This is a genomic window from Streptomyces sp. NPDC107522 (genome assembly GCF_055657525.1).
Map to the genome: position 1 here is coordinate 670,597 of NZ_JBVKAU010000004.1, position 18,466 is coordinate 689,062.

General features: G+C 67.5%; 16 protein-coding genes and 1 pseudogene. 8 read left to right on the top strand and 9 right to left on the bottom strand.

All coding sequences use genetic code 11. From position 1 onward, the window contains the following. Positions 1 to 37: 37 nt before the first annotated feature. From ACZ7L6_RS17110 to ACZ7L6_RS17120, 3 genes are all read right to left on the bottom strand, one after another. Positions 38 to 1,315, bottom strand: a complete 1,278-nt coding sequence (locus tag ACZ7L6_RS17110; RefSeq protein WP_471924538.1) for an MFS transporter — start codon at positions 1,313 to 1,315, stop codon at positions 38 to 40. A gap of 135 nt (positions 1,316 to 1,450) precedes the next feature. Next, on the bottom strand, positions 1,451 to 2,533 hold the full coding sequence (locus tag ACZ7L6_RS17115) for an inositol-3-phosphate synthase (RefSeq protein ID WP_451038105.1): 1,083 nt from the start codon (positions 2,531 to 2,533) through the stop codon (positions 1,451 to 1,453). Positions 2,534 to 2,577: 44 nt separating this feature from the next. Then, on the bottom strand, positions 2,578 to 3,261 hold the full coding sequence (locus ACZ7L6_RS17120) for a PadR family transcriptional regulator (protein ID WP_471924540.1): 684 nt from the start codon (positions 3,259 to 3,261) through the stop codon (positions 2,578 to 2,580). Between the two features lie 352 nt (positions 3,262 to 3,613). Here ACZ7L6_RS17120 and ACZ7L6_RS17125 point away from each other — a divergent pair, with 352 nt between their 5' ends. Next, complete coding sequence (locus tag ACZ7L6_RS17125) at positions 3,614 to 6,298, top strand: transglycosylase domain-containing protein (RefSeq protein WP_471924542.1); 2,685 nt, start codon at positions 3,614 to 3,616, stop codon at positions 6,296 to 6,298. A 236-nt stretch (positions 6,299 to 6,534) separates the two neighbouring features. Next, positions 6,535 to 8,034: a glycosyltransferase family 87 protein gene (locus ACZ7L6_RS17130; protein WP_471924544.1), complete on the top strand. Its 1,500-nt coding sequence runs from the start codon at positions 6,535 to 6,537 to the stop codon at positions 8,032 to 8,034. A 119-nt stretch (positions 8,035 to 8,153) separates the two neighbouring features. Here ACZ7L6_RS17130 and ACZ7L6_RS17135 read toward each other — a convergent pair whose 3' ends face one another. From ACZ7L6_RS17135 to ACZ7L6_RS17145, 3 genes are all read right to left on the bottom strand, one after another. Further along, a complete protein-coding gene (locus ACZ7L6_RS17135) occupies positions 8,154 to 9,185 on the bottom strand; it encodes an alanine racemase (RefSeq protein WP_398812406.1) in 1,032 nt (343 codons plus the stop codon). A 98-nt stretch (positions 9,186 to 9,283) separates the two neighbouring features. Further along, entirely contained in the window at positions 9,284 to 10,402 is a 1,119-nt protein-coding gene (gene femX, locus ACZ7L6_RS17140; RefSeq protein ID WP_471924546.1) for a peptidoglycan bridge formation glycyltransferase FemX, read from the bottom strand. A gap of 215 nt (positions 10,403 to 10,617) precedes the next feature. Further along, positions 10,618 to 10,932: a hypothetical protein gene (locus ACZ7L6_RS17145; RefSeq protein ID WP_471924548.1), complete on the bottom strand. Its 315-nt coding sequence runs from the start codon at positions 10,930 to 10,932 to the stop codon at positions 10,618 to 10,620. A gap of 289 nt (positions 10,933 to 11,221) precedes the next feature. Between ACZ7L6_RS17145 and rpsF the strand changes: the two genes are divergently transcribed. From rpsF to rplI, 4 genes are all read left to right on the top strand, one after another. After that, the gene (gene rpsF / locus ACZ7L6_RS17150; protein WP_003956532.1) at positions 11,222 to 11,512 is read left to right on the top strand and encodes a 30S ribosomal protein S6; all 291 of its coding nucleotides are present in this window, start codon (positions 11,222 to 11,224) and stop codon (positions 11,510 to 11,512) included. An 80-nt stretch (positions 11,513 to 11,592) separates the two neighbouring features. Further along, positions 11,593 to 12,174 (top strand): single-stranded DNA-binding protein, encoded by a 582-nt coding sequence (locus ACZ7L6_RS17155; protein ID WP_471924550.1) that lies wholly within the window; start codon positions 11,593 to 11,595, stop codon positions 12,172 to 12,174. A gap of 45 nt (positions 12,175 to 12,219) precedes the next feature. Continuing rightward, on the top strand, positions 12,220 to 12,456 hold the full coding sequence (rpsR, locus tag ACZ7L6_RS17160; RefSeq protein WP_003949403.1) for a 30S ribosomal protein S18: 237 nt from the start codon (positions 12,220 to 12,222) through the stop codon (positions 12,454 to 12,456). Positions 12,457 to 12,474: 18 nt separating this feature from the next. Then, on the top strand, positions 12,475 to 12,921 hold the full coding sequence (gene rplI / locus ACZ7L6_RS17165) for a 50S ribosomal protein L9 (protein WP_166000401.1): 447 nt from the start codon (positions 12,475 to 12,477) through the stop codon (positions 12,919 to 12,921). 148 nt (positions 12,922 to 13,069) lie between these two features. Here rplI and ACZ7L6_RS17170 read toward each other — a convergent pair whose 3' ends face one another. After that, positions 13,070 to 14,407, bottom strand: a complete 1,338-nt coding sequence (locus tag ACZ7L6_RS17170; RefSeq protein ID WP_471924552.1) for an MATE family efflux transporter — start codon at positions 14,405 to 14,407, stop codon at positions 13,070 to 13,072. A 459-nt stretch (positions 14,408 to 14,866) separates the two neighbouring features. Between ACZ7L6_RS17170 and dnaB the strand changes: the two genes are divergently transcribed. Both dnaB and ACZ7L6_RS17180 read left to right on the top strand, forming a co-directional pair. After that, positions 14,867 to 16,345 carry a replicative DNA helicase gene (gene dnaB, locus ACZ7L6_RS17175; RefSeq protein ID WP_433043608.1) on the top strand — a complete coding sequence of 493 codons (1,479 nt, stop codon included), beginning with the start codon at positions 14,867 to 14,869 and terminating at the stop codon, positions 16,343 to 16,345. Between the two features lie 61 nt (positions 16,346 to 16,406). Continuing rightward, entirely contained in the window at positions 16,407 to 17,798 is a 1,392-nt protein-coding gene (locus tag ACZ7L6_RS17180) for a serine hydrolase domain-containing protein (protein ID WP_471924554.1), read from the top strand. A gap of 46 nt (positions 17,799 to 17,844) precedes the next feature. On the opposite strand, the gene ACZ7L6_RS17185 is transcribed toward ACZ7L6_RS17180, so the two are convergent. After that, positions 17,845 to 18,297: a GNAT family N-acetyltransferase gene (locus tag ACZ7L6_RS17185; RefSeq protein WP_471924556.1), complete on the bottom strand. Its 453-nt coding sequence runs from the start codon at positions 18,295 to 18,297 to the stop codon at positions 17,845 to 17,847. 28 nt (positions 18,298 to 18,325) lie between these two features. After that, positions 18,326 to 18,466, bottom strand: a pseudogene (locus tag ACZ7L6_RS17190) (MarR family transcriptional regulator); the annotation flags it as partial.

The following is an 18,466-nucleotide window of genomic DNA, read 5'->3' on the forward strand; positions in this document are numbered from 1 at the left end:
CCCCACTGACAACTCCGCAGCCAGGAGTGGCTCTGTGTCATTGATGTGACACAGACCGGTACTCAAAGCGGGCCATAGCCGCCGCAACTGCCGCGTAGATAACGACGACCGTGACCACGAGCGGTGCTGAACGGCCGTCAGGCGGCAGTATCAGTGCGGCCACTCCTGCGGCGCCGACGAAGGCGACGTTGAACAGCACGTCGTAGACGGAGAAGGTCCGGCCACGGAAGCCGTCCTCGACCGAGGTCTGCACGATCGTGTCCGTCGCGATCTTCGCCCCCTGCGTCGTCAGTCCCAGGACGAATGCCGCCGCCAGCATGGGAGTTGTGGCGAACGGTAGGCCGAGGGCGGGTACCAGGATCGCCGCTGCCGTCGCGCACACCACGATCCAGCGGCCTGAGCCAAGTCGCCTCGCCGCCCAGGGTGTTGCCACGGCGGCAGCGAAGAATCCGGCGCCGGAGACAGCCAAGGCCAGCCCCAGCAGGGCGAGTCCGTCATCGGCGTTCGAGGAGAAGGCGTACCGGCAGAGCATCAGCACCATGACCAGCAGGGCTCCGTAGGAGAAGCGCATCAGGGTCATCGCGAACAGCGCCCAGGCGGCCTCCCGGCGCGGTGGTGTGGCGAGATGGCGTACCCCGGCCGCCAGGTCGCGTGCGGTACCGGAGAGGGCCGCCGCGAGGCGTGGCTGCACCAACTCGAGGTCAGGACCGAGCAGTTCCCGTGACATGCGCAGCGACGCCAGCCCGGCGCACAGGTACAGCACGGCTGCCACGAGCACCACGGCGGCATCGGAGTCCGAGATCACCAGCCGTACGACGAAGGCCAGACCACCCCCTGCGAACGCGGCGAGCGTTCCCGCGGTCGGGGAAACGGAGTTGGCGATCACGAGGCGCTCTTCGTCGACCACCCGCGGCAGCGCGGCGGACAGGCCTGACAGGACGAAGCGGTTGACGGCGGTGACGCACAGGGCGGAGACGTAGAAGAGCCAGTCCGGGACCTCGGTGAGGATCAGAACGGCCGTCACCGAGGCCAGTACGGTGCGCAGGAGGCTGCCGTACAGGAGAACCTGGCGTCGGCGCCAGCGGTCCAGCAGGACGCCGGAGAACGGGCCCACCAGGGAGTACGGCAGGAGCAGTACCGCCATCGCGGAGGCGATCGCGGCGGCGGAGGTCTGTTTCTCCGGGGAGAAGACGACGTACGTGGCGAGCGCGGTCTGGTACACACCGTCGGCGCCCTGCGAGAGGAGGCGTACGGCGAGCAGGCGCCGGAAGTCCCGGAAGCGCAGCAGGACCCGCAGGTCGCGTACGACGGACATGGGGCACAGCCTCACATATGGGGAGGGTCCCCGGGCGGTACAACCCGGGGACCCTCGGCAGCTCTGGCAGGAGCGATTCTGAGCGAGCCTTGGCGCGCTGTGCTGGGAGGAGCTGGCGCGCTGTGCTCTGCCGAGCTAGCGCTCGACTTCCCCCTTGATGAACTTCTCGACGTTCTCGCGGGCCTCGTCGTCGAAGTACTGGACCGGCGGGGACTTCATGAAGTACGACGACGCCGAGAGGATCGGGCCGCCGATGCCGCGGTCCTTGGCGATCTTCGCGGCACGCAGGGCGTCGATGATGACGCCGGCGGAGTTCGGGGAGTCCCAGACCTCGAGCTTGTACTCCAGGTTCAGCGGGACGTCACCGAAGGCGCGGCCCTCGAGGCGGACGTAGGCCCACTTGCGGTCGTCGAGCCAGGCGACGTAGTCGGACGGGCCGATGTGGACGTTCTTCTCGCCGAGCTCCCGGTCGGGGATCTGCGAGGTGACGGCCTGCGTCTTGGAGATCTTCTTCGACTCGAGGCGGTCACGCTCGAGCATGTTCTTGAAGTCCATGTTGCCGCCGACGTTCAGCTGCATCGTGCGGTCCAGGATGACACCGCGGTCCTCGAACAGCTTCGCCATGACGCGGTGCGTGATGGTGGCGCCGACCTGGGACTTGATGTCGTCACCGACGATCGGCACGCCCGCCTCGGTGAACTTGTCCGCCCACTCCTTCGTGCCGGCGATGAAGACCGGCAGGGCGTTGACGAAGGCGACCTTGGCGTCGATGGCGCACTGGGCGTAGAACTTCGCCGCGTCCTCGGAGCCCACGGGCAGGTAGCAGACGAGGACGTCGACCTGCTTGTCCTTCAGGACCTGGACGACGTCGACCGGGGCCTCGGCGGACTCCTCGATGGTCTCGCGGTAGTACTTGCCGAGGCCGTCGAGGGTGTGGCCGCGCTGCACGGTCACGCCGGTGCGCGGCACGTCGCAGATCTTGATGGTGTTGTTCTCGCTGGCACCGATGGCGTCCGCGAGGTCGAGGCCGACCTTCTTCGCGTCGACATCGAAGGCGGCGACGAACTCGACATCACGGACGTGGTAGTCGCCGAACTGCACGTGCATCAGGCCGGGGACCTTCGACGCCGGGTCGGCGTCCTTGTAGTACTCGACTCCCTGAACCAGTGACGCGGCGCAGTTGCCCACGCCGACGACGGCTACGCGAACCGAACCCATTCCGGCTGCTCCCTGTGTGTACGAGTGAGGCCCTGACTGGGCGCTCACGTGGCGGTATCGCCGGGCGAATCCGGCCCGGGGATGACCCCGGGCCGGGGCAGATCGCCCGGCTCTCCAGATGTGGTGTCCTGCTGAGCGGACCCCCCGGAAGCGGAACCCTTCAGGTCCCGCCCGGCCCGCTCGCTCTCGATGAGCTCGTTCAGCCAGCGCACTTCGCGCTCCACGGACTCCATCCCGTGGCGCTGGAGCTCAAGCGTGTAGTCGTCGAGGCGCTCTCGCGTGCGTGCCAGGGAGGCGCGCATCTTCTCCAGACGCTCCTCCAGCCGGCTGCGGCGGCCCTCCAGCACGCGCATGCGTACGTCCTGCGGCGTGCGGCCGAAGAAAGCAAATCGGGCAGCGAAGTGCTCGTCCTCGTACGCGTCGGGCCCCGTCTGCGAGAGCAGTTCCTCGAAGTGCTCCTTACCTTCCGCGGTCAATCGGTACACGATCTTCGCGCGGCGTCCGGCGAGGGGCGCGGCGAGCGCGTCCTCGGCGGTGTGCCCCGGTTCCTCGATCAACCAGCCGTTGGCGACCAGCGTCTTGAGGCAGGGGTAGAGCGTGCCGTAGCTGAAGGCACGGAACACGCCCAGCGATGTATTGAGTCGTTTGCGCAGCTCGTAGCCATGCATCGGGGACTCGCGGAGCAGTCCGAGTACGGCGAACTCGAGGATCCCGGAACGTCGGCTCATCCCCTCGCCTCCTCGTCGTATCTCGCGCTGATGTATCGACTCGATACATCACGACGATAGAACGGCCTTCCGGGCGCGACAAGTGGGGGAACGGTGAACGGGATCACATCAACGATTCATGTGGAGCGAGTTGCCTGATTTGGGGTGAAGTTCGGAGCTGGGCGGGCTTTGGTGGTGCGTAGTCTGTGCGCCATGCACACCACCGGGAACCGAGCGACGTCTGTGGGCGTCGTTGTCCTTGGTGCAGTACGGGTGAATGCGAAACCGACCACATCCGTACTTCGGGGGGACCGGAAAACAGCCGCCGTTGCCAGGCGCGCAGGGGTGCGCCTGCCCGAGGAGTAGTCGTTCGATGAGCGAGCACCGTCGCAAACCGCCGCAGCCGCAGGGAGGCGGACGTGCCGCGGCCCGACGCGGCCAGTCCGGCTCGTCCTCCGGTCGCCGAGCGGCACCGCGAGGCGCCACCGGGTCCTCCGCCGACGCATACGGGCTGGGCTACGGGTCCAGAGACGAGGAGCGGCCGTCCGGCGGCCGAGCGGAGGCCCGACGCGCCGCACAGAGAAGTGGAGGCGGCCGTCGCAGAGCGGCTGAACCGGGCCGGGGCGGCCGACGTGCGGCTCCCGGCGGTCCGAACGGTCCTGGACGGGGCAGAGGGCGCGCCGCCGCGCCGGGCAGGAAGCGGTTCATCGACTACCCGCGTGCCGGCAAGTACGGCGTGGCGCGCTGGGTGCCGTCGTGGAAGCTCGTGGCGGGTCTGTTCATCGGCTTCATGGGCAGCCTGGTGGCCGTGGCGGGCATCGGGTACGCCATGGTGGGCATCCCCAAGGTCGACGAGACCGCCGAGGCGCAGAACAACGTCTACTACTGGTCCGACGACACCGAGATGGTCTCCACGGGAGGTGAGACCAACCGGCAGATCATCAACCTCTCGCAGATTCCCAAGGCCATGCAGAACGCTGTCATCTCGCAGGAGAACAAGACCTTCAAAACCGACAGCGGCATCGACCCGAAGGGCATCGCCCGCGCCGTGCTCAACATGGCCAGGGGCGGCGAGACCCAGGGCGGCTCCACGATCACTCAGCAGTACGTCAAGAACGCGATGCTGAACGACCAGTCGCAGACGATCTCCCGTAAGTTCAAGGAGATCTTCGTCTCGATCAAAGTGGGCACCAAGTTGTCCAAGGACGAGATCATGGAGGGCTACCTGAACTCGGCCTACTACGGCCGAAACGCCTACGGGATCCAGGCTGCCGCCCGCGCGTACTTCAACAAGGACGCCATCAAGCTGAACCAGGGCGAGTGCGCCTTCCTGGCGGCCATGCTCAAGGGCGCCACGTACTACGACCCCGCGGGTTCGACGTCCATCGACCCGGCGGCCACCCCCGAGGCGAACAGCAAGCGGGCCCTGGTCCAGATGCAGGACACCCTCGACAAGATGGTCGAGTACGGGCATCTGGACGCCGCGACGCGGGACAAGTACAGGGATCTGCCCAACGTGCAGAACCCGCGCTTCAACACCGCGCTGAGCGGCCAGATCGGCTATCTCGTCGATCTCGCCAACAGCTACCTGGTCAACAACAGCGAAAAGACCGGAATCACCGAGCGCAGGCTGCGGGAGGGCGGACTCTCGATCTACACGACCTTCGACAAGAAGAAGGTCAACGAGCTCAAGGCCGCGGTGACCAAGGTCTACAAGGCCAACATCAAGCCCGAAGAGCGACCGAAGACCGACACCCACGTCCAGTTCGGCGGAGCCTCCGTGGACCCGGCCACAGGTGCGATCAAGGCCTGCTACGGAGGCACGGACGCGACCAAGCACTTCACCAACAACTGTGACGTGACCGGTGCCCAGGTCGGTTCGACGTTCAAGCCGTTCGTGCTCGCGGCGGCGATGAAGTGGGGCGTGCGGAACCCGGACCTCGAGCCGGACCAGGCGCAGGACGAGCGCACAAAGGTCTCCCCGAAGAGCCTGTACAGCGGCAAGAACAAGCTGAAGATCAGGGACTACAAGGGCGACATCTGGCGGAACGAGAAGGGGGAGGAGTGGAACCAGGTCAATGACGGCGATGAGTCGTACGGCTCTCCCCCGAACTACCGGATCGACCTCCGCGAGGCGATGCGGGAGTCGGTGAACTCCGCCTTCGTGCAGCTCGGCATGGACGTCGGGCTGGACAAGGTGAAGGAGGCGGCCATGGACGCCGGCCTGCTCGAGCCCAGTCTGACCGGTACCGATTACCCGTCCTTCTCCATCGGCACATCCCAGCCCAGCGCGATCCGTATGGCGGGTTCGTACGCGACCTTTGCCGCCAGCGGAAAGCAGCGTGCTCCGTTCTCCGTCAGGAAGGTCACGGACAAGGACGGCGAGAAGTTCCGCCACGAGACCGAGACCAAGGACGCCTTCACCCCGCAGGTCGCCGACAACGTCACGGACGTCCTTAAGACCGTGGTCGAGGAGGGTACGGGTACGAACGCCCAGCTGACCGGTCGCGAGGTGGCCGGCAAGACCGGTACCACCGACGGCAACCGTTCCGCCTGGTTCGTGGGCTACACCCCGCAGCTGTCGACGGCGATCACGATGTTCCGCTACGACGACAACGAGAAGAACGAGAACCGCGAGTTCCTGAAGATGTTCGGCACGGGTGGGCAGAAGAAGATCCACGGTGCCTCGTTCCCGTCCATCATCTGGCACGACTACATGGAACAGGCGCTGAAGGGCACCGACCCGGAGCCGTTCCCCACGCCGGACCCCATCGGCGAGATCATCAACGACGTCCCGACCCCGTCGCCCACTCCGACGCCCAGCCAGACGGAGGAGGCCAGCCCGACGCCGAGCCCGACGCCCAGCGAGTCGCTGACCTCGCCGACGCCAACGCCGACCGAGACCTGCTTCGGCTTCCAGTGCAACGTCAACGGAGGCTCGGACACGGCCGGTAATGACGGGGGCGTGACCTCGTCGCCGACTCCGACGGAGACGGAGACGGACGGGAACGGCAATGCCAATGGCAATGGAGGTATTTTCGGAGGCCCGTCGGGCTGAGCCCCGTCGGCTGACCGGCTGAAAGTGGAATGGCCACCGACTGAAGCAGTCGGTGGCCATTCCGCGTTCAACGGCGTAGAGAAAACCCCTCAGGCCGAGTGGTATTAACCGGACAAGGTTCTGGCGTAATTGCGCGATTACCTCGCGTGGCGGTTCGCCTATTTCTTGCAGGGGCGACTGCAGAGCGCCGTTCGCCCCCGCTTCCGTTCTCAGCCTCGTACGGCAGGATGTGCCCCATGCCCAGTGCAGAGACGACGCCCACGAGCGTGCACGAGCCGGACCCGGTGCGGCCGACCGAGGAGGACGAGGTCGCCGCGAACGGGAGTGAGCTGATCGGCGGTCCCATCGGACGGCGCGCCCTGCTCGGGACGTCCTGGTGGACTCCCGCGCGGATCATCGCGCTCGTGGCGATCGGCATGTTCGCCCTCGGCCTCGTCCAGAAGGCGCCCTGCTACAACGGCGCCTGGTTCTTCGGCGCCAGCTCGCAGTACACGCACGCCTGCTACTCGGACATCCCGCACCTCTACCAGGGACGCGGTTTCGCCGACGGGCTCGTGCCGTACTTCGACCAGCTCCCCGGTGACATGAAGTACCTCGAATACCCGGTGCTGACCGGCGTGTTCATGGAGGTCGCCTCCTGGCTCACACCGGGCAGCGGCAGCATCCAGGACCAGGAGCAGTGGTACTGGATGGTCAACGCCGGGATGCTGATGGTCTGCGCGGCCGTCATCGCCGTCTGCGTGACCCGTACGCAGGCCCGTCGCCCCTGGGACGGCCTGCTGGTCGCCCTGGCCCCCGCCTTCGCGCTGACCGCGACCATCAACTGGGACCTGCTGGCCGTCGCCCTGACGGCCGCGGCGATGCTGATGTGGTCGCGTGGCCGCTCGCTGGCGTTCGGCGTCCTGCTGGGGCTCGCCACGGCCGCAAAGCTCTACCCCGTCTTCCTGCTCGGCCCGCTGTTCGTGCTGTGCTGGCGCGCCGGCAAATGGCGGGACTTCGGCAGGGCACTGGGCGGCACGGTCTTCGCCTGGCTGGTCGTGAACCTCCCGGTGATGCTCCTCGCCTGGGACGGCTGGTCGCAGTTCTACCGGTTCAGCCAGGAACGGGGCGTCGACTTCGGCTCCTTCTGGCTGATCATGGCGCAGAACTCCACCGACCCGCTGAGCACCGAGACCGTCAACACGATCGCCACGCTGCTGATGCTGCTGTGCTGTGCCGGGATCGCCGCTCTAACGCTCACCGCACCGCGCCGTCCGCGCTTCGCCCAGCTGGCCTTCCTGATCGTCGCGGCGTTCATCGTCACCAACAAGGTCTACTCACCGCAGTACGTCCTGTGGCTGGTGCCCCTGGCCGTGCTCGCCCGGCCGAGGTGGCGGGACTTCCTCATCTGGCAGGCCTGCGAGGTGGCGTACTTCCTGGGCATCTGGATGTACCTCGCGTACACGACCAGCGGGGACGCCCACAAGGGGCTGCCGCCCGACGGCTACCACTGGGCGATCGGCGTGCACCTGCTGGGGACGCTGTTCCTGTGCGCCGTCGTCGTACGGGACATCCTCATGCCGGAGCGGGACCCGGTACGCAGGGCCGGCGACGACGATCCCTCGGGTGGGGTGCTCAACCGGGCGGAGGACGTGTTCGTGCTCGGCTCCGCGGCCCATCCACCGCGGCACGCGGCCCACTTCGACGGGCCGCAGGTGGAGTGGGGCGACAAGGGGGCGACCGACGGTTCGCTCTGAGCGAACAGGGCGTAGCAAGCGCACGCAAAAGGCCGTACACGGAAGAGTCCGTGTACGGCCTTTGCCCGTGAATGCGGCTTTCACCCGTGACGGCGTTGCCGAGCGGCGGCTGCCCGGCGTCAGCGGTCGACGAGCCGGTCGAACTGCGTGGTGGTGTGCCGCAGATGGGCGACCAGCTCGTCGCCGACCTTCGGCTCGGGGGCGTCCGCGGGGACGAACAGGATCGAGACCTGCATGTGCGGCGGCTCCGCGAACCAGCGCTGCTTGCCGCCCCACACGAAGGGAGAAAGGTTCCGGTTGACCGTGGCCAGACCGGCCCGGGCGACACCCTTGGCACGCGGCATGACGCCGTGCAGGGCCTTGGGAGCCTCCAGACCCACCCCGTGCGACGTACCGCCCGCGACGACCACCAGGAAGCCGTCCGAGGCCGCCTTCTGCTGCCGGTAGCCGAAACGGTCGCCCTTCGCCACGCGCGTGACGTCCAGGACCGCGCCGCGGTACTCGGTGGCCTCGTGGTCCCCCAGCCACAGCCGGGTGCCGATGCGGGCGCGGAACCGGGTCTGCGGGAACTGCTGCTGCAGGCGGGCGAGTTCCTCGGCTTTGAGGTGGCTGACGAACATCGTGTGCAGCGGCAGGCGGGCCGCGCGCAGGCGGTCCATCCAGCCGATGACCTCCTCGACGGCGTCCGAGCCGTCCGTGCGGTCCAGCGGCAGGTGGATGGCGAAGCCCTCGAGCCGGACGTTCTCGATGGCGGCGTGCAGCTGCGGCAGGTCGTGCTCGTTCACGCCGTGCCGCTTCATCGACGACATCACCTCGATGACGACACGGGCGCCCACGAGGCCGTACACACCGTCCACCGACGACACCGACCGGATGACCCGGTCCGGCAGCGGCACCGGCTCCTCACCGCGCCGGTAGGGCGTCAGCACCAGCAGATCACCGCCGAACCAGTCCTTGATGCGCGCGGCCTCGTACGTCGTGCCGACGGCGAGCACGTCGGAGCCCAGGCGTGTCGCCTCCTCCGCCAGCCGCTCGTGTCCGAACCCGTAGCCGTTGCCCTTGCAGACCGGGACGAGCCCCGGGAACTGCTCCTGCACGTGCTTGTGGTGCGCCCGCCAGCGCGCGGTGTCGACGTAGAGCGTGAGCGCCATGGCCGGACCTGGAACCTTTCTCGTGGCTGCGGTGTATCAGAGGTATGGAAGCTATCGACGGTGCAGCAATTGACGGTATCGAAGCGGGGAAGCCGAGGTCAGCGACGCGACATGTAGATGTCGAGCGCCTTGTGGAGCAGCTTGTTCAGCGGGAAGTCCCACTCGCCGAGGTACTCGGCGGCCTGGCCGCCCGTGCCCACCTTGAACTGGATGAGGCCGAAGAGGTGGTCGGTCTCGTCCAGCGAGTCGGAGATGCCGCGCAGGTCGTAGACGGTCGCGCCGAGCGCGTAGGCGTCGCGCAGCATCCGCCACTGCATCGCGTTGGAGGGCCGGACCTCACGGCCGATGTTGTCGGAGGCGCCGTAGGAGTACCAGACGTGCCCACCGACGATCAGCATCGTCGCCGCCGACAGGTTCACCCCGTTGTGGCGGGCGAAGTACAGCCGCATGCGGTTGGGGTCCTCGGTGTTGAGAGCCGTCCACATGCGCTGGAAGTACGACAGCGGGCGCGGCCGGAAGTGGTCGCGCACGGCCGTGATCTCGTACAGCCGCTGCCATTCGGCGAGGTCCTGGTAGCCGCCCTGGACGACCTCGACGCCGGCCTTCTCGGCCTTCTTGATGTTGCGGCGCCACAGCTGGTTGAAGTTCTTGTGGACCTCTTCCAGAGAGCGGTTCGCGAGCGGCACCTGGAAGACGTAGCGGGGCTGTACGTCGCCGAAGCCGGCCCCGCCGTCCTCGCCCTGCTGCCAGCCCATACGGCGCAGCTTGTCGGCGACCTCGAAGGCGCGCGGCTCGATGAAGTCGGCCTCGATGTCGCGCAGGCGCTTCACGTCCGGGTTCTGGATGCCCTGCTTGATGGAGCCCGCCTCCCAGCGCCGGATGATCACCGGCGGGCCCATCTTCACGGAGAAGGCGCCCTGGTGCTTCAGGTGCGCGAGCATCGGTTCCAGCCAGTCGGTGAGATTTGGCGCGAACCAGTTGATGACCGGGCCCTCGGGCAGATAGGCGAGGTAGCGCTTGATCTTGGGAAGCTGCCGGTAGAGGACGAGACCCGCGCCGACCAGCTCACCGGTCTTGTCGAACCAGCCGAGGCTCTCCGAGCGCCACTCCGCCTTCACGTCCGCCCAGGCCGGAACCTGCATGTGGCTCGCCGACGGCAGGCTCTGGATGTACGCCAGATGCTGCTCGCGACTGATCGTCCTCAGGGTCAGGCTCATTCGGGGCGCTCCTCGGGCTGGTGTGTCCCCATGGGTACAGGGGCTCCGGCTCTCGCGGAAGCCTACTGCGCCTTGGGAGCGCCCCGACTGGGCGTACGGCAGCTTCGCCCCGGTCTTTGGGCGGCCGCGGCGTTCGACGGTGTTCTATGCGGTGTTCTGCCGGTGTTCGGAGGACGGTCTCCGAGGCCGGCATCGGGAGGGCAGCGCCCCTGGCGTCAGAAGACCCCGCCGAAGAGACCGCCGTGCGCCATGCCGAGGAAGAAACCGACTCCTGAGGCGCCGAGACCCAGGATCAGGCCGAAGCGCTCGCGGGTGGTCTCCGAGATCCACTGGCCGTACGCGCCGGTGAGGATGCCCACCAGGCCGGTCCAGGAGCTGAGCAGGTGCAGGTCGTCGTCGACGAGCGCCACGACGAAGGACGTGATGCCCAGCACCAGGGTCACCGCGAGCAGGGTGTCCTGGAGAGGGTGGGGCTTTCCGTCCGTGGCGAAGAGGCCTCCGACGGTGTTGGGTCGCAATGCCTGTGCCATAGGGCACACCTCCTGCGGAAGGCGGCGCATCGTAGCGCCATACACACCCGATGTGTACAGACTGACGGGCTCCGTGGGCTGATTTCAACCGGAAGCACGTGTGCGGGTACTCTGTACCGTCTGCACCGGTGTCTGCCCAGGCCATGCCAGGGAGTCCGCCCAGTCCACGCGGGGAAACCGCCAGCCGGGCCCCCGATTGTCAGTGGCGGCCGATACCGTTGCGTACGCATCACAACCCTCCTGCCACGGAACGACCGTGGCCGCTGAGTCCAAAGGAGGTGGGTTCCACATGCGTCACTACGAGGTGATGGTCATCCTCGACCCCGATCTGGAGGAGCGCGCTGTCGCCCCCCTGATCGAGAACTTCCTCTCCGTCGTCCGTGAGGGCAACGGCAAGGTCGAGAAGGTCGACACCTGGGGCCGTCGTCGTCTCGCGTACGAGATCAAGAAGAAGCCCGAGGGCATCTACTCGGTCATCGACCTGCAGGCCGAGCCTGCGGTCGTCAAGGAGCTCGACCGCCAGATGAACCTGAACGAGTCGGTCCTCCGGACCAAGGTCCTCCGCCCCGAGACCCACTGAGCTCTCCCGCTCAGCTGATCTCGGGATTCGAGTAGCAGCAGCAACCAAGCAGCCAGAGCAAACCCGCCGAGAGGTTCCCCATGGCAGGCGAGACCGTCATCACGGTCGTCGGCAATCTTGTCGACGACCCCGAGCTGCGCTTCACCCCTTCCGGTGCGGCGGTCGCGAAGTTCCGTGTCGCGTCCACCCCGCGCACCTTCGACCGTCAGACCAACGAGTGGAAGGACGGCGAGAGCCTGTTCCTGACCTGCTCGGTCTGGCGTCAGGCGGCGGAGAACGTCGCCGAGTCGCTCCAGCGAGGCATGCGCGTCATCGTGCAGGGCCGGCTGAAGCAGCGGTCCTACGAGGACCGTGAGGGCGTCAAGCGCACGGTCTACGAGCTGGACGTCGAGGAAGTCGGCGCCAGCCTGCGCAACGCCACGGCCAAGGTCACCAAGACCGCCGGCCGCGGTGGCCAGGGCGGTGGCTTCGGTGGCGGTGGCGGCCAGGGTGGCGGCGGCTGGGGCGGTGGCCCCGGCGGCGGTCAGCAGGGCGGCGGCGCTCCCGCCGACGACCCGTGGGCGACCGGCGCTCCTGCCGGTGGCCAGCAGGGCGGTGGCGGCGGCTGGGGTGGAAACTCCGGCGGCGGTGGCGGCGGCTACTCGGACGAGCCCCCCTTCTAAGGGCGGGTTCGTACCCAAACTTCTTGATCACACAGGAGAAACACCATGGCGAAGCCGCCTGTGCGCAAGCCGAAGAAGAAGGTCTGCGCTTTCTGCAAGGACAAGGTCACGTACGTGGACTACAAGGACACGAACATGCTGCGGAAGTTCATTTCCGACCGCGGCAAGATCCGTGCCCGCCGCGTGACCGGCAACTGCACGCAGCACCAGCGTGACGTCGCCACGGCCGTCAAGAACAGCCGTGAGATGGCGCTGCTGCCCTACACGTCCACTGCGCGCTAAGGGAAGGGTGACCGACTAATGAAGATCATCCTCACCCACGAGGTCTCCGGCCTCGGTGCCGCTGGCGACGTCGTCGACGTCAAGGACGGTTACGCTCGCAACTACCTGATCCCGCGGAAGTTCGCTATCCGCTGGACCAAGGGTGGCGAGAAGGACGTCGAGCAGATCCGTCGTGCTCGCAAGATCCACGAGATCCAGACCATCGAGCAGGCCAACGCTGTCAAGGCCCAGCTCGAGGGTGTGAAGGTCCGTCTGGCCGTCCGCTCCGGCGACGCCGGTCGCCTCTTCGGTTCCGTCACCCCGGCCGACATCGCCTCCGCGATCAAGGCTGCCGGTGGCCCGGAGGTCGACAAGCGCCGCATCGAGCTCGGCACGCCGATCAAGACCCTGGGCGCCCACGAGACGTCCGTGCGTCTGCACCCCGAGGTTGCCGCCAAGGTCAACATCGAGGTTGTCGCGGCCTGATCGTTGCGCTCGGCTTGAACAGCTGAAAGAAGGGGCCGTACCTGCCGGGTACGGCCCCTTCTCTCTTGCCTCTGCCGGTGAATGCCCCTGCCAGTGCACTGAGGATCGGGCTTGTTTCACGTGAAACACGCTGTTTCACGTGAAACGGTCAGCGGGTCGCTCCCGTGACGATCCAGCGGCCCGAGCGGGCGCGTAGCCAGAGCGTCAGCATGCGCACCGCCATCATCAGCGTCATCGCACCCCAGAGCGCGGTGAGCCCGCCACCGAGCACGGGGACCAGCAGTGCGACCGGAGCGAAGGCCGCCAGCGTGAGCACCATGGCCCAGGCGAGGTAGGGGCCGTCGCCCGCTCCCATGAGGACGCCGTCCAGGACGAAGACGACGCCACAGATCGGTTGGGAGAGCGCCACAATCACCAGGGCGGGCAACGCGGCATCCTTGACCGAGGGGTCACCGGTGAACAAGGGCAGGAATGCCGGGCGCGAGATCACCACGAGCAGTCCGAGGACGACGCCAGCCGCAACGCCCCACTCCACCATGCGGCGGCAGGCCGCCCGGGCGCCCCCGGCGTCGCCGGCACCGAGATACCGTCCGATGATGGCCTGCCCGGCGATGGCGATGGCGTCCAGCGCGAAGGCGAGGAGGCTCCACAGGGACAGGATGATCTGATGCGCCGCGATGTCGGCGTCGCCAAGGCGGGCCGCGACGGCTGTGGCGATCATCAGGATCGCCCGCAGCGAGAGCGTACGGACCAGCAGGGGCACTCCGGCCTGAGCCGACGCTCTTATCCCGGCAACGTCGGGGCGCAGAGAGGCGCCGTGGTTGCGGGCCCCGCGGACGACGACCACGAGATAGACAGCGGCCATGCCGCACTGCGCGATGACCGTGCCCCAGGCGGAACCTGCGATGCCGAGATCAGCGCCGTAGACCAGGCCCGCGTTGAGTGCGGCGTTGGCGACGAAGCCCCCGATGGCGACGTAGAGGGGCGTCTTGGTGTCCTGCAGGCCACGTAGAACGCCGGTGGCGGCGAGCACGATGAGCATGGCGGGGATGCCGAGTGCTGAGATCCGCAGATAGGTGGTCGCGTACGGGGCTGCGGTGTCCGAGGCGCCGAAGAGTTCGACAAGGGACGGTGCCGTGGGCAGGACGATCGCGACGACGGCGGCACCGAGGAGGAGGGCCAGCCAGATACCGTCCATGCCTTGGCGGATGGCGGCCGGAAGGTCACCGGCGCCGACGCGTCGGGCAACGGCAGCCGTGGTGGCGTAGGCGAGGAAGACGAAGACGCTGACGCCGGTCATGAGGAGGGCCGAGGCGACCCCGAGCCCGGCGAGCTGTGCGGTGCCGAGATGGCCGACGATGGCGCTGTCGGCCATGACGAAGAGGGGCTCGGCGACGAGTGCGCCGAAGGCCGGGACGGCCAGTGCGACGATCTCTCGGTCGTGCTGTCGCCGGGCGGCCTTGGGAGTCGCGGGAGCCTGTGTCATGGGCATCAATCTAATCGTCCACAGGTAAGAGATGCAATGGACTAGCACCCCTTACTGATGGTCTCGTGGCGTGTGCTCCTGCGTACCGTTCGAAGCGATCTTGGTCCGACTGGGGAAGTTTTTCTTCTGCACAGCCGGTGGACGGCAAATATGCAGGTCAAAAGTGCTTTCGGGGAATCATGCAGGGCTTGTTCACAGGGCTGTCCACCGGGTCGTGCACAGGTTTTGCGGAGTTCTCCACAGCATCCGGGCCGTCGTCCACATGGCCTGTGGATAACCAGATTGGCTGACGGTGCCCGGGGGCCTACCGTGGTCCGGCGCCCGCTCCGTCCGTCGGCCGTGAAAACGTCGCAAAGCCGACGTGCCAGAAACGGAGTTGGGCCTCTCATTTGTCAGTGGCGTGCCGTAGAACAGAGGGGCACGGCGAGGTCCGCTCGGCGGACGGGAGGAGGTGGCTCGGTGAGTATTTCCGAGCCCTTGGACGACCCCTGGGCCGACAGCGGTCCCAGTGATCGTCTGCCCGCCTCCCGCCGACGCAGTGACGGCGGCCGGGGCCGCGATGAACAGCATGATCGCGGCCGGGACAGCGGCGAGTGGGACGGCGGCGGTTCGGCTTTCGAGCGGGTCCCGCCGCAGGACCTCGACGCCGAACAGTCCGTCCTCGGCGGCATGCTCCTGTCGAAGGACGCCATCGCCGATGTCGTCGAGGTCCTCAAGGGCCACGACTTCTACAAGCCCGCACACGAGACGATCTTCCAGGCGATCCTCGACGTCTACGCCAAGGGCGAGCCGGCCGACCCCATCACCATCGCCGCCGAACTCACCAAACGCGGCGAGATCAACAAGGTCGGCGGCGCCTCGTATCTCCATACCCTGGTCCAGACGGTGCCGACGGCGGCGAACGCCGAGTACTACGCGGAGATCGTCCATGAGCGTGCCGTGCTGCGCCGCCTGGTCGAGGCCGGCACCCGCATCACGCAGATGGGATACGCGGCCGACGACGACGTCGACGAGATCGTCAACCGCGCCCAGGCCGAGATCTACGCGGTCACCGAGCAGCGCACCAGCGAGGACTATCTGCCGCTCGGCGACATCATGGAGGGCGCGCTCGACGAGATCGAGGCCATCGGCTCGCGCAGCGGCGAGATGACGGGTGTGCCCACCGGGTTCACGGACCTCGACTCACTCACCAACGGTCTGCATCCGGGCCAGATGATCGTCATCGCGGCCCGTCCCGCCATGGGTAAGTCCACGCTGGCGCTGGACTTCGCGCGGGCGGCGTCGATCAAGCACAACCTGGCGAGCGTCATCTTCTCCCTGGAAATGGGGCGCAACGAGATCGCGATGCGTCTGCTGTCGGCCGAGGCACGAGTCGCCCTGCATCACATGCGCTCCGGCACCATGACGGACGAGGACTGGACACGCCTGGCGCGGCGGATGCCCGAGGTCTCGGCGGCGCCGCTCTACATCGACGACTCCCCGAACCTGTCGATGATGGAGATCCGGGCGAAGTGTCGCCGGCTGAAGCAGCGCAACGACATCAAGCTCGTGATCATCGACTATCTGCAGCTGATGCAGTCAGGCGGTTCGAAGCGCTCCGAGAGCCGGCAGCAGGAGGTCTCGGACATGTCCCGTAACCTCAAGCTCCTGGCCAAGGAGCTGGAGGTCCCGGTGATCGCGCTTTCGCAGCTCAACCGTGGTCCCGAGCAGCGCACGGACAAGAAGCCGATGGTGTCCGACCTGCGTGAGTCCGGATCCATCGAGCAGGACGCCGACATGGTGATCCTGCTGCACCGTGAGGACGCCTACGAGAAGGAGTCGCCACGCGCCGGCGAGGCGGACATCATCGTGGGCAAGCACCGTAATGGTCCGACGGCGACGATCACGGTCGCCTTCCAGGGCCACTACTCGCGGTTCGTGGACATGGCGCAGACCTGATCCGCCTCACCCGGGGGATATGCGCTCGACTCCTCAGCGGCCGCCGGGATGAACTGGGGGCATGACGACACCTCAGGAAGAGCTGCTCCCCACCACGCGCCGGGCACTGCTGCACCGCGTCGCCGTGGCCCAGGCCGAAGGGCGCGCGCCCTCGCTGGTCGCCGCGGTCGTACGGGACGGGCGGACGGTGTGGCATGGCTCGCGTACGTCGGTGGACGGGCATGGGCCGGACGAGAGCGTGCAGTACCGCATCGGCTCGATCACCAAGACCTTCACGGCCGTTCTCGTCCTGCGACTGCGTGACGAGGGACTGCTCGATCTCGGTGATCCGCTGGAGAAGCATCTGCCGGGCACCGGTGTGGGGGAGGCCACGATCGCCGAACTCCTCGCCCACACCAGTGGGCTGGCGGCCGAGTCGCCCGGCCCGTGGTGGGAGCGGACCTCCGGATCGCTGCGGCCCGAGCTGTCCGACGTCCTGGGCGACCAGCCCTTCCTGCATCCGTCCGGCCGCCGGTTCCACTACTCGAACCCCGGCTACACGCTGCTGGGCGCGCTGGTGGAGAAGCTGCGTGGGGCTTCGTGGGAGGACGCACTGCGGCGTGAAGTGCTCGAACCTCTGGGCCTGAAGCGTACGAGTACGCGACCGCAGGCACCGCATGCGGGCGGCTGGGCGGTGCATCCCTGGGCCGATGCGATGCTTCCCGAGCCTGTCGAACACCTCGGGCGGATGGCGCCGGCTGGTCAACTGTGGTCCACGACGGGTGACTTGGCGCAGTTCGCCGTCTTCCTGGCCAAGGGGGACGACCGGGTGCTGAGCGCCGAGACCGTACGGGAGATGCGGACGCCTGCGGCGCCGCCCGAGGCCGTCGACGTGGCGGACGGTGCGGCGTACGGCCTCGGCATGCAGGTCCAGTACAGGGACGGACGGCTCCTCGTGGGGCACGGCGGGTCATTGCCGGGCTTTCTGGCGAGCTTGACACTCAGCGTGGAGGACGATGTCGCGGCCGTGGTGCTGGCCAACTGCACCTCCGGTCCGCTGGTCTCTCTCGTCGCGGCCGACCTCGTCCGTATCGTCGCCGAGGCCGAGCCGAGGATTCCCGAGCCCTGGCGGCCGATGCCCGAGATCGATCCGGCGGTCCTGGAGCTGGCGGGCCAGTGGTACTGGGGGACATACGCCTTCGCCCTGCGGCTGACCGCCGACGGACTCGTCTCGCTGGAGCCGTTGTCCGGCAAGGGGCGCCGCTCGCGGTTCCGCGGCAACGGCGACGGCACATGGACGGGCCTGGAGGGCTACTACGCGGGCGAGCTCCTGAAGGTCGTCCGACGTCCGGACGGGTCCGTGGACCATCTGGACCTCGGCTCGTTCGTCTTCACGCGTCAGCCGTATGACGAGGGGGCTGCCGTGCCGGGCGGTGTGGATCCCGACGGGTGGCGGGGCAGCAGCTCGTTCTGACGGTAGGGCAAGCGTCTGTTTCACGTGAAACAGACGCTTCGCTGTTTCACAGCGAGAGTTTGAAGCCCACGTGCGAGGCGGTGAAACCGAGCCGCTCATAGAAGCGGTGGGCGTCCGTACGGCTCTTGTCCGAGGTCAGTTGCACCAACTGGCACTTCTGACGACGGGATTCGCCGATCGCCCACTCGATGAGCTGCGTGCCGAGGCCGCTGCCTCGCTCGTCGGCGTGGATACGGACGGCTTCGATGATCGACCTGGTGGAGCCACGCCGCGACAGCCCGGGAATGACCGTGAGCTGGAGAGTGCCGACGACACGGCCCTCGCGGACGGCGACGACCAGGTGCTGGTTCGGATCGCTGCTGAGGCGCTCAAGTGCGGCCAGGTAGGGGGTCAGGTCGTCCGGTGACTCGCGCTGGGCGCCCAGCGGATCGTCCGCGAGCATGGCGACGATCGCGGGGATGTCATCGGCGACGGCGGGCCGTATTTCAAGATCTCCCATGCCTGCACCCTATGCGGTCGCCACGCGGTCAGGCGGGGACGGGGAGTGTCTCCACCGCCCGGACCAGCGGGGCAAGTTCGGGGTTCTTCGCGGCTTCGTCGAGGGCTTCGCGCAGTGCGGTCTGGTTGGTGGGGCGGGCTTCTTCGAGGAGTTCGAGGCCTTTGTCGGT